Here is a 12,113-nt window from a genome sequence, read left to right on the forward strand (position 1 = left end):
CACCACTCCGATTCCATCCCGAACTCGGTTGTGAAACTTCGCCGTGGCCAAGATACTTGTCGGGTTGCCGACCGGGACAATAGCTCGATGCCAGGATTATTCTTTCCTACCCCTCAATCTCACCAGATTGGGGGGTTTGGTTTTTAGGAAAAATCAGAGGATTTTAAATCTAAACCGCGCTCAAATATTGTATCTATGGCTAACATTTCTCCGTCGCTAGTCATAAATTTATGATCTTTGGTTGCTTGGATAGTTTGGCCATTTTCTAGGGTATATTCAAAGACTTCTTGTAAACCTCGCTCGTGCCATTGAGAGATTGGTTGACTATAAACAAAACCATTTTGGTCAACAGTATAAACAGTGCAGTTAATTTCTTCGCTCACAATTTTAGCAATTGGTAATAATCCGTATTCCTCAGTTAAAATTAACGTCTCACCTCCTAGACAATATTCGGCAAAATTTACCATCTGTTCAAAAAGATTTTCAGCGATTCTTTTTTCCACACCATTTTTAGCAGCACCATCGATAAACATCTCCCTTTGTTTCTGCATTTCGGAGGCTTTTTTCTTACCCATTGCTCGACGCAATAGATCCGCTTCTCCTAGGGAATAACCGGCTAAATCCTGCGCCATTTTCATAATCTGTTCTTGATAGACTAAAACTGCGTAGGTTTCCTTAAGAATTGGTTCCAATAAAGGATGATCATAACGAATGGGTTCCCTACCGTGTTTTCTGCCAATAAAGAGAGGAATTAATCCCGCATCTAAAGGTCCAGGGCGATAGAGTGCTAAGATTGAAGATATGTCCTCAATACCCGATGGTTTTAACTCTTTAACTATCTGTTTCATCCCCGACGATTCTAACTGGAAAATACCTTCTAAATCCCCCTCTTCTAGTAATCCGTGGGTTTTGAGAATATCGGGAGGTAGTTTTTTATGTTCTCCTTTAGCCCGAATTTGCAGAGCTTTTCTTTCATCTAAAGGCAATTGATCCAGATCAATTTCTATGCCCTGATTTTGTTTAATTAAATCGGCGGTTTTTTTCAAAGTAGTTAAATTTCTTAACCCTAAAAAGTCCATTTTTAACAATCCCAATGATTCTAAATCCTCCATGAAATATTGGGTAATTACCGCACCATCATTATTTTTCTGGAGGGGAACCACTTCATCTAAAGGTTGGGAAGAAATGACGACTCCGGCGGCATGAACTCCGAAGGTTTTGTTAGTACCTTCGATACGAATTGCCATATCTAACCAATGACGCACATGGGGTTCCGTATCGTATCTTTCTTTAAATGCTGGTTCGGGAGTTTCATCGGAAATCATCACTTTTAAAGGTGTGGGTTTACCGCGAGAAACGGGAATCATTTTCGCCATTTTATCCGATTCGGCGTAGGGAATATCTAACACCCGCGCCACATCTTTTAAGACAGCTTTTGATGTCATGCGGTTAAAAGTAATGATTTGGGCAACATTAGCCTCCCCGTATTTTTCCGTGACGTATTGGATCATTTCATCCCGTCTCTCGATACAGAAATCCGTATCAATATCAGGCATAGATTTCCGTTCAGGATTGAGAAAACGCTCAAATAATAAACCGTGATGAACGGGATCAATATTAGTTATTTTTAAAGAATATGCTACCAAAGAACCCGCCGCAGAACCACGTCCTGGACCGACGGGAATATCATGATCTCTAGCATATTTTATATAGTCCCAAACGACGAGAAAATAGGTAGAAAATCCCATTTTCTGTAACATTTTTAATTCGTATTCAAGTCTTTCTTTGTAAACAGGTTCAATTTCGTGACGAGAAGGACATTTTAATCTTTCTAGTAATCCTAACCAAGCAATTTCTTCTACATAACTATCAGCAGTATGTCCCGCAGGAACTGGATAGTTAGGTAGTCTTGGTTCATTAAATATGTTATAAGGTTCGACTTTTTCTGCTACTTCTAAGGTGTTATTAATCGCTTCTTCAATCACATCTTCTGGCAGATGATCACGGAAAAGTAAACGCATTTCATCAGCAGATTTTAAGTATTCTGTGCCGCTATAACGGAGGCGTTTATCTTCAGTAATTAACTTGGCAGTTTGAATACAAAGTAAGGCATCATGTGCCTCTACATCGTAACAGGAAATAAAGTGAGAATCGTTAGTAGCAACTACTTTAATTCCTAATTCTTTAGCAATTTTAACTATTTCTACATTGACAATCCGATCTTCTTTAGAACCGTGGTCTTGAATTTCTAAATAAAAATCATCACCAAAAAGTTTTTTATACCATTTAGCAGTTTCCTTAGCCACTTTTCTGTTATTAGCTAAAATTGCTTGGGGAATCTCTCCACCCAAGCAAGCACTGGTAACTATTAATCCTTCGTGATATTGTTGGAGTAACTCTTTATTGATACAAGGACGAGCAAAAATGCCTTTACCTTGAATACCTTTCAGATTAGAAATAGTAGTTAATTTAACCAGATTTTTATAGCCTTGGGTGTTTTTGGCTAAAACAACTTGATGATATTTTCGGTGGCGAAGATTGACTTCAATATCGCCATTAACTACATACATTTCGTTGCCAATAATTGGTTTTATTCCCTTATTACGACAGGTTTTAATTAATTCGATCGCACCATACATGACTCCATGATCGGTTAAAGCGATCGCTGGTTGTCCTAATTCGATCGCTCGATCAATTAGTGACGGTAATTGGGAAGCACCATCAAGTAAGCTATAATCACTGTGAATATGTAAACCGACAAAAGACATAATTTTTTGAGAAAAAAGTGACAAGGAAAAAGAAAAAAACTAGAATTTACTTACTTTTAATTTTCAGCAATTACAGTCTATTTTTAGGGTTGATTGAGAATCGTATAGGGAAAAAAACCTTGTTCTAAATTAAACCATTGTTCTCGCAGTCTCCGGTTATCATTGCTGCCGACGACAGTATCAACAAATTTTTTCCATTCGGGATCGTTTTTGGGTAAAATACAGCCATAAAGTTCGGTGGTAATCGGTTGACGGGGTAGTAGCACAAATTCTCGGAGATCCTGTCCTTGTTTAACGATTTCCCCCAGTAGAAGAATTCCATCACTAACCACTGCTTTTACTTCTCCCCTTTGTAATTTTGCCACTGCTTCACTTCGATCGCTGACAGCTTGCCAATTAGCCAGAGGATAGATATAACGAATAATACTATCGGTGGTGGTGTGGGGAATGTAGGCGATCGCAACCGCCGCTAAAGTGTTATTAATATCTATTTTATCAGCATTTTCTCTTTTAGTTAGAAATTGCGCTCCTGTCATAAAATAGGGAGTAGAAAAATTAACCTTTTCTAGTCTTTCTTCCGTAATTGTTGCCGCATTACAGGATAAATCTACTTGTCCCTGTTCCACTTGCTGAAAACGATTATTAGTCGTCGCTTCTGTAAAGTTTATTGTAATCGGTTTACCTAATTCTTGTGCTAATCGACGTTGGACTAAGCGCATTAATTCCACTCCGTAACCTGTCCATTGTCCCGTTTTCTCATCGATATAACTAAAGGGAGTAGCATCTTTTCTGGCTGCCGCTTTTAATTCTCCCGTGCGAGCAATTCTTTGTAAAACTGTTTCTGCTAAGACTGATAAATGTAGATTATTTATCAGTAAAAGACCTAGAAAAATCAACCAAAAGTTTTTAGACATATCAAGAAAGCAAGAAGGAGATAGGGAGAAAAAAGCTAACAACCGACGCACGATTAGCAAATGCTGCTATATTTTAACTACGATCCTCAAATAATCCACTCAAACGTTCTACTTCTGTTTGTGCTGTGTACATAGGAGTTCCGGCCAGAATTCCGGTAACATTGCGGAAAGGTTGACCAATGTGCATACCTTGATGATCGATCGAAAACTCACGAATATCCTTATCGTGCATAGAACCGCGCATTTTTAAAACAGTGATCCCGCGGCGCATTTCTCCATACATTTCCACATAACGCAGCAGAATAATTGAATCAGTAATTGTAGAAATATGTGCTTCTGTAATCGAGGAACCTCCTAATAAAGTGGGAGTGGTGGAAGTAAATAATCCTCCCACCTCTTTTTGCTTAATAAAAGAAGTCAAACCAATAATAAATTCCCGAAATCCTTTCAGATTAGAAACCCTTTCTAAAGCAGATAAACTATCTACTGCCACTCGATTAGGTTGAAACTCCTCGATAATTTCCTTCATCATAATTAAATGATTTTCTAAACCCGTAGTTTCGGGATAACGGCAGACTACTTTTAATTTACCTTCCTTTTCCATGCGGTCATAATCCACACCCCAACCGATAGCATTTCTAAATAACTGTTCGCGACTTTCCTCGAAGGCAAAAATTAAACATCTTTCCCCATTGCTTACTCCCCCAGCCATAAATTCTGTCACCATCAGGGTTTTTCCTGTTCCTGTGGCTCCCGAAACCAAAATAACCGAATCGCGGAAGAAACCACCCCCACACATTCTATCGAGTTCCAGGCTGCCGGAAGTAATACGAATATTAGAGGATTTTTGTTCTAATTCAATAGCTGATAAAGGAATAATCACGGCCCCTTTATTGGGAATAATTGTAAAAGGAAATTCTCCTTTTTGGTGATCGGTTCCCCGATATTTTAAAATTTCGATCGTCCTTCTTCTTTTCTCATCGGTTAAAACGTTGCGTAAAATCACCACATTGTCGGCCACAAATTCCTCCACCCCATAACGACTGATTTCGCCGTATTCTTGGGTTCTTTCTGCGGTCATAATCGCTGTTACTTCCAATTCTCGCAAAGCGGTTGCTAGACGAAAAAGATCACTTCTCACTTGAGCGCTGTCACTTAAATGGCTAAAAATTGCGCCTAAAGAATCCATAGACACCCGTTTGGCTTTATTTTTGCGGATAGCAAACTCAATGCGAGCGATTAATGCACCTAGGTCGTATTCTCCCGTCACCATCGGCTTTTCTTCCGGTTGGGGGGAAGCATCGACAAAGGCCCATTGGCGATTTTCCTCCCACTGCCGGATATTCCAACCAAAACCACCCATATTTTTTCTGAGTGCGTGGGGTGGCTCCTCAAAGGTGACAAAAACGCCATTTTCTCCATTTTTGATGCCTTCTGCGAGAAATTGACAGGCAAAGACCGTTTTAGCACTTCCTGCCGTCCCCGCTATCAAAGTTGCTCTTCCTTTCGGCAATCCCCCTTCCGAAAGAAAATCAAAGCCGGGGATTCCTGTTTCTAACTTCTCAATCAACTCTAGGGGATTATTTTGCGTCATTCTAAGTTCTCTATGAAAACGAGCCAATGTTTATTGTACCTATTTCAGTGACCAGCGATACCAGAAATTCATCCCTAGTTTGACAGTTTGAGCATTGGTAATAAAATTTCCAAGACATAGTTTAAATGCCGGACAGCTTCACCCAAGAATAAATGGAAACTAGATAAGCAGGTAAATCTCGGCTACAATTAACCAAAACAGCAATAAACTAATAGTCAGAATCAAAGTAAGTTTTGTATTTAGTTGATTAATACTATTCTTGACAACTTTGAGAGAGTTTAAGGTATAATCATACTTATTTGCTCTACTATGGAACGCCAATTCAAAAATTAGCCAATTTTTTAAATATATCTCCTGATTTATTTTTTCCTAGTTAGTCATAAAAAATGCGTGAGACAGTTAGGCTTATTTCCTGTCTTAACGCATAGGTTAACGGACTAAATTAAAGCCTGATAACGCCCCAAAGCCAGTAGAGGAAAATACTGCTGATAGAAATGATATTTCAGGTAAAAATGACAGGGAAAACCTGTACCGGTGAAGTAATCTTCATCCCATGTACCATTTTCTTTTTGGGTAACAAGAAGATAGTTAACACCCTTTTCAATCACTTCTCGCTGATAATTGCCGGTGACTTTCCCGACGGCTAATAAACCGATTAATGCCCAAGCAGTTTGGGAAGCGGTACTATTTCCCTGTCCTTTAAATTTAGGGTTATTGTAACTAAAACAGGTTTCACCCCAACCACCATCAACATTTTGACAACTGCTTAACCAATTGGCTCCTTTTTGCAATTGATGGCGATATTTATTCGGTTCCAGAAAAGCCAAAGCAGATAATGCCCCACTGGTTCCATAAATATAATTTACACCCCAACGACCAAACCAACTACCATCAGCTTCCTGTTCTTTTTCCAGATAATCCAAAGCTTTTTTAACTCGATTTTCCTCCATTTTAACATCACAAGTGCCTAACATTTCTAGAACTCTGGCAGTCACATCAGCCGTATTAGGATCGATCATTGCTTTTAGATCGGCATAGGGCAAAGAATTAAGCCAGTTTTGATCATTATCGATGTCAAAAGCTCCCCAACCACCAGCTTTACACTGCATAGTAGCCATCCAATTAACTGCCCGTTTCATCACAGCTTTTTTAATATTTTCATCGGGCATTTTAATTAACTCTAAAGCCATCACTACCACTGCCGAATCGTCTAAATCGGGGTACCAGCGATTGTCAAATTCAAAAGCCCAACCGCCGGGGGTTCCGATTTTATTTTTAATCGCCCAATCGCCATAATCAAGAATTTGTTGATCGATTAACCATTGTCCCGCTTTAATCATAGCTGGATGAGCGGGATTTAGACCGGATTCAATTAGCGATCGAATTACCCAAGCCGTATCCCAAACCGGCGACACACAGGGCTGTACACAATAGGTATTATCTGTCTCAATGGCAAAATTATCCAGCGCTTTTAAACCCCGGGCAACAATCGGATCGTCAACATCATAACCTAGGGCTTTTAAAGCTAATAGGGAATTTAACATCGCCGGGATAATTCCCCCCCAATCGCCCGTGTCTTCCTGTCGTTCAATTACCCATTTTTCCGCCGCTTTCAGACTTTCTTGACGGAAGGGAACTAAATCAGTTTTTTCTGCCCATTTAAACAGTCCATCTAACCAGAGGAAAACATCCGCCCAATCGTTATTTTTTGGTAACTCATACTTGACATTATTCACCCCTTCTGTATAGAGTTCATCGAGATTAAAACCCATTTTATACACGGGTTTTTTGTCGAAAACAATTAATAAAGGAACCGTACTTCCCCGCGCCCAACTGGACATTTCATAGATAGTAAAAGGGAAATTTTCCGGCAGTAGCATGATCCAAGCGGGGATAGAGGGAACCCCCTGCCAATCGTAACAACCAATTAAAGCGAGGTGCATTTTGGTGAAAATGCGGGTTTTGCTGATGCCACCTTTAGCTAAGATAAATTCTCTAGCTTTTTCTAAAGCAGGATCATTAGCGGGAATTCCCAATAGTCGCAGCCCCATGTAGGCTTCCACAGTGGTGCTAAGATCGCCACCATCACCATAAAATAACTCCCAAGCGCCGTTAGGACACTGTTGCTGACGCAGATAGGTGGCTGCTTTGTCTAGGGGGCGTTTTTTGTCAGTTTTCCAGATTTTGTGCAGTAAAATTGCTTCTGAGGTGATGGTGACATTAGATTCTAATTCTGCCCACCAGTAACCTTCAGAGTATTGGGTAGAAAGTAAATAATTTTGAGAAAGTTTGATCGCTTTCGCTGTTTTAGCGGCTATTTCGGTGATTTTGTCCTGAATCTGCATTTTTTTCCGTTCGACAACCTCTAGGGACCACGAGTGCAAATAATTCATAATTCCCTGAAGACAAAAAGGGTACGAAACTCGCACCCCACCAGATTTATCTTCATTGAACTTACTTTTTCTTTTTGCCTTTAGCGGGCGGATTATCCTTCGCTGCCAGTTCCGGGGCTTTTTCCTCCACTTGCGGGGCGGCTGCTACGGGTTCCGGGGCTTTTTGTCCCATTTGGGCGGCTACTTCGGCGGCGAAATCCGTTTCTTCTTTCTCGATCCCTTCACCTAGTACAAAGCGTTGGAAACGACGCACCTGAATATTTTCTCCTAAAGCAGCGATCGCTTGTTTGAGCAATTCGTCAATACTGATGTTCTGATCGCGGATAAAGGGTTGATCGAGCAGAGAAAGTTCTTTCAAACGTTTTTCAATGCGGCCAGCCACGATTTTTTCTTTGATATTATCGGGTTTATTGGCTAAATCGTCCCGTCCCATCTCAATTTCTTTTTCTTTGGCAGAGATTTCGGCGGGAATATCGGCCACTTTTACATATTCGACGTTAGGACAAGCGGCAATCTGCATCGCCACGTCATTAACCAATTTTTTGAACTCCTCGCGACGGGCGACAAAATCGGTTTCACAGTTCACTTCCACTAAAACACCGATGCGACTGCCGGTGTGGATGTAACTGCCGATCATCCCTTCTGCCGCTACCCGACTGGCTTTTTTCTCGGCGGAAGTAATCCCTTTTTGTCGCAACCATTCGATCGCTTTGGTTATATCCCCCGCGTTTTCCGTCAGCGCCCTCTTGCAATCCATCATGCCGGCGCCGGTCTTTTCCCTAAGTTCTTTAACCTGTTGTGCTGTAATTTCTGCCATAAAATTCCTAACCTACTGCTTATAATTGATCATGCCACGAGAGGGGCAGGTTTGACCGCTCGATAGGCTCGGAAAGTTTCCCCCCGAACCTAGCTGCGATCAATAGCTAATTTTCCCTAGTTATCGTCGTCTCCACTGGCAAATTCGGCGGCGTATTGAGAATAATCACCTTCTTCCTCGTACTCGGTTTCATTATCGTAGTCTTCCTCGTATTCTTCCACCGCTGCTTGACCACCGCGACGACCTTCGATGATCGCATCGCTAATTTTGCCTAAAATCAGTTTGACTGAGCGAATTGCGTCATCGTTGGCGGGAATCGGCACATCTACTAAGTCAGGATCGCAGTTAGTATCCAAGAGGGAGATGATGGGAATGCCCAATTTTTGGCATTCTTGGATAGCGTTGTATTCCCGACGCTGATCCACTACGACGACTAAATCCGGCAGCCGGCGCATGGTTTTAATGCCACCGAGGTATTTTTCTAGTTTGCCTAATTCCCGACGCAGTACCGATGCTTCTTTTTTCGGTCGTTTATCGAGGGCGCCGCTATTTTCTAATTCTTCTAATTCTTTGAGTCTTTCTACCCGGCCGCGAATGGTTTCCCAGTTGGTTAACATTCCCCCTAACCAGCGTTGGTTAACGAAGTGGCTGCCGCTGCGTAAAGCTTCCTGTTTAATGATTGCTGCCGCTTGCCGTTTCGTACCGATGAATAAAAAGCGTTTACCGCTATCGGCTTCTCCTCGGACAAATTCGTAAGCTTCTTCGATTAATTGGGCAGTTTGCACCAAATCAATGATATGAACCCCATTCCGGGCAGTGTAGATGTACTGAGACATTTTCGGGTTCCAACGGCGCGTTTGATGGCCGAAGTGAACCCCAGACTCTAGCAATTCTGCGAGAGAGACAACGGGCATATTTTTCTCCTTTTCGGGTTTATCCTCCATCTAGGGCTGGATTTCTAGATTCCTAGAAACACCCGATCGCCTAGATGTGCGATTTTTGACAACTTTTCTAGTCTAACACGAAAGGGCGCGATTGCATACCCGTAAATATTGGGTACTGAGGGCTTGCTACTGCAATTCCTCAAGTTTTTTCAAAACCGCTTCTGCATGGGCTTTTACCTTGACATTTGACCAAATATAGGCAATATTTCCCCGGGGGTCGATCAGGAAAGTGGAGCGTCTAATCCCCATATATTCCTTACCCATAAATTTTTTTAATCCCCAGACTTGATAAATTTCCGCCAGTTGATGCTCGGGATCGCTCAATAATTGAATAGTTAAATTGTGTTTTTCAATAAAACGACAGTGGGACTTTTCTGAATCGGGACTAACTCCCAGAATTACCGCATTTAATTGCTGAAATTGCGGTGACAAAGCGGTAAAATCGATCGCTTCTGTGCTGCAGCCCGGAGTGTTATCTTTGGGATAAAAATATAATACCAACCATTGACCGGCAAAATCTGCTAATTTGCTAATTTCGCCTTTTTGGTTGGGGGTGGCAAATTCGGGGGCTTTTTGTCCAACTTCTAGGGTCATTTTTAGGAGTGTAAAGGCAAGAGTAAGAAAGGAGCAAGGGAGAGGGAAAGCAATAGCCAGACTTGATAGTTAAATCTGGTAAGTTCTGGTTTTTCTGACTCGACTAAAGCATCAATTCTCTCTAATAAACGATTATTTAAAGAATTATCACTCAGAGCGACACAGCAACTATCGGAGAAACTTATTTCCGCTACTTGATTAACTTTTTCTGCCACTAAAAGCAGCGATTCAGCTAATAGTAAATAATCCACTTGTCCGGAAGCGTACTTATCGGCGCGTAATTCCCGCAAGAAGACCAATTCTGACCATAAATTCTCGCTATTGGGCAGCCAAGAAGACATCGATCGCAGCCAACCTAACCAGAAAAACCAGAAAGTGTCATGATATTCTTGGTGAGCTTGTTCGTGGGCTAAAACTGCTTGTAAATGTTCTTGATCTAAGAGATTTAATAATCCTTGGGTTACAATTAATTCCGACTTCCAGAAGCCAACTCTGGCACTGTAGGGAAAATCCACTGCTAAAACTCTCGCCTTCTGAGTGGTGATTTTTTTGAGGGGATAACTGCTAAAATCCCGATGGGTTTGCCAAGTTTGATAGGAAAGTTTTATCAGGCAAAATAGAGCAAAAACTAGCCAAATTATGGCACTAAAGTAACTTATTAAACTAGAGTTATAGCCTAGCATTTGCCCGCGATAGCCCATACAAACCACCGATATAACTGTCATTAACAGCAGCAAAGGAGGAAAGAGGAAGAAAAATAGCGTTATCTGCCAACGACGCTGATAGCTGGGCAGAAACCAACGTAAACCAATGGCGATAGTTAATGCTAGTAATAACATTGAACCGTGCATTAGCTTTCTCTCCGTTGTTGACGAAGGGTATCTAAACGAGATGCGATCGCTTTTAATTGTTCGACACTAGCAGTATCGAGACTATCGGCAAAAGAAGCCACCACATCCGCATTACCAATAGCCAAAAAACGATGTAATTGTTCGTAGGCTTTAATTGCCTGTGCTTGTTCCTTAGAAACCATCGGTTTCCAGTAGAAAATCCGACCCTGTTTATAACAACTTAACCAGCCTTTATTAGTTAAACGACGCAGTACCGTAGTCACAGAAGTATAGGCCAGATCCCGTTCTGGATCCGCTAAAATGCGATCGTGGACATCCTTAACGCTAACGGGTTCCAATTCCCAGACAATATTGAGAATTTCCGCTTCTAGGGGGCCAAGGGATAACTGTTTTGGTTGATAGGTCGGCAATTGAGCCATAGTCACACAGAAATGAAGATTACTTTCCTGATCATAGCGGCGGATATCGATCGCCTGATAAAATAGCAACGATCCTTTATATTGTCTTTATGTCCACCGAAACTAATTTAACCACAACTACGGGCGCTGATGCCATTGATGTGGCGATCGCTAATGGCATTGATTTTGATGGTTCCCCAATTCCCCAGGCAAAATTGGAACTTTATCACCGGGTAATGGGTTTGGAAGCAGGACGACAAAGAAGCGGAGTATCTAACACGATGAGATCGCGAATTGTCCGCATCGGGGCCAAACATATCCCCCAAGAGGAGTTAAATCAGCTGTTGTTAGCCGCCGATTTTGCCCCTCTCAAGGAGAAAGAAATCGCTTTTTACCTATAATGTCGGCTTTTCATCTCTCGGTTTCACCTCGGAGATGAAAAGTTCCGCCAGCATAGAACAGCGAAGCACGACTAAGAATAACTCTAATCTATAGTTGCCAATTTAACTTTAGTATGCTAGAGTAGTTTGCGTGGTAGGTCGATAACGCAAAATGTTTGTTTTAGAGTACAAGCTTAGAGGAAAACCATCTCAATATCAAGCCATTGATGAGGCTATTCGGACAGTACAGTTTGTTCGGAATAAATGTCTTAGATATTGGGAAGACAATAAAGGTGTAGGACAAAAGGATGTATATAAATATGTCACTCAATTAAGAAGTGAATACCCTTTTGTTCAAGACCTTAACTCTACAGCTTGTCAACAGGCTTGCGAACGGACTTGGACTGCTATTCTTAGGTTCTATAATAACTGTAAGAACAAAATTGCTGGTAAGAAAGGA

General features: G+C 41.4%; 10 protein-coding genes and 1 pseudogene. 2 read left to right on the forward strand and 9 right to left on the reverse strand.

Features of this window, described 5'->3' with window-relative positions; all coding sequences use genetic code 11:
- Positions 1-143: 143 nt before the first annotated feature.
- The 9 genes from EWV60_RS11645 to EWV60_RS11685 form a co-directional block, all read right to left on the reverse strand.
- A complete protein-coding gene (locus EWV60_RS11645) occupies positions 144-2,768 on the reverse strand; it encodes a DNA polymerase III subunit alpha (RefSeq protein WP_287232380.1) in 2,625 nt (874 codons plus the stop codon).
- A gap of 83 nt (positions 2,769-2,851) precedes the next feature.
- Complete coding sequence (locus EWV60_RS11650; protein ID WP_287232382.1) at positions 2,852-3,682, reverse strand: amino acid ABC transporter substrate-binding protein; 831 nt, start codon at positions 3,680-3,682, stop codon at positions 2,852-2,854.
- 73 nt (positions 3,683-3,755) lie between these two features.
- Positions 3,756-5,276: a circadian clock protein KaiC gene (gene kaiC, locus EWV60_RS11655; RefSeq protein ID WP_287232384.1), complete on the reverse strand. Its 1,521-nt coding sequence runs from the start codon at positions 5,274-5,276 to the stop codon at positions 3,756-3,758.
- Positions 5,277-5,713: 437 nt separating this feature from the next.
- A complete protein-coding gene (gene shc, locus EWV60_RS11660) occupies positions 5,714-7,621 on the reverse strand; it encodes a squalene--hopene cyclase (protein WP_287232391.1) in 1,908 nt (635 codons plus the stop codon).
- A 109-nt stretch (positions 7,622-7,730) separates the two neighbouring features.
- Positions 7,731-8,486, reverse strand: a complete 756-nt coding sequence (gene tsf / locus EWV60_RS11665) for a translation elongation factor Ts (RefSeq protein ID WP_272103401.1) — start codon at positions 8,484-8,486, stop codon at positions 7,731-7,733.
- A 116-nt stretch (positions 8,487-8,602) separates the two neighbouring features.
- Positions 8,603-9,400 (reverse strand): 30S ribosomal protein S2, encoded by a 798-nt coding sequence (rpsB, locus tag EWV60_RS11670; RefSeq protein WP_043997933.1) that lies wholly within the window; start codon positions 9,398-9,400, stop codon positions 8,603-8,605.
- 156 nt (positions 9,401-9,556) lie between these two features.
- Positions 9,557-10,024: a thioredoxin-dependent thiol peroxidase gene (gene bcp, locus EWV60_RS11675; RefSeq protein WP_287232387.1), complete on the reverse strand. Its 468-nt coding sequence runs from the start codon at positions 10,022-10,024 to the stop codon at positions 9,557-9,559.
- 2 nt (positions 10,025-10,026) lie between these two features.
- Positions 10,027-10,875, reverse strand: a complete 849-nt coding sequence (locus tag EWV60_RS11680) for a M56 family metallopeptidase (protein ID WP_287232389.1) — start codon at positions 10,873-10,875, stop codon at positions 10,027-10,029.
- A complete protein-coding gene (locus EWV60_RS11685; protein WP_002753379.1) occupies positions 10,875-11,363 on the reverse strand; it encodes a BlaI/MecI/CopY family transcriptional regulator in 489 nt (162 codons plus the stop codon). The genes EWV60_RS11680 and EWV60_RS11685 overlap by 1 nt, the downstream gene beginning before the upstream one ends.
- Before the next feature lie 20 nt (positions 11,364-11,383).
- Between EWV60_RS11685 and EWV60_RS11690 the strand changes: the two genes are divergently transcribed.
- Both EWV60_RS11690 and EWV60_RS11695 read left to right on the forward strand, forming a co-directional pair.
- The gene (locus tag EWV60_RS11690; protein WP_002783350.1) at positions 11,384-11,674 is read left to right on the forward strand and encodes a small RNA NsiR4-regulated ssr1528 family protein; all 291 of its coding nucleotides are present in this window, start codon (positions 11,384-11,386) and stop codon (positions 11,672-11,674) included.
- 151 nt (positions 11,675-11,825) lie between these two features.
- A pseudogene (locus tag EWV60_RS11695) lies at positions 11,826-12,113 on the forward strand (transposase); the annotation flags it as partial.

The sequence above is a fragment of the Microcystis sp. Msp_OC_L_20101000_S702 genome (assembly GCF_007095705.1).
GTDB lineage: Bacteria > Cyanobacteriota > Cyanobacteriia > Cyanobacteriales > Microcystaceae > Microcystis > Microcystis ichthyoblabe_A.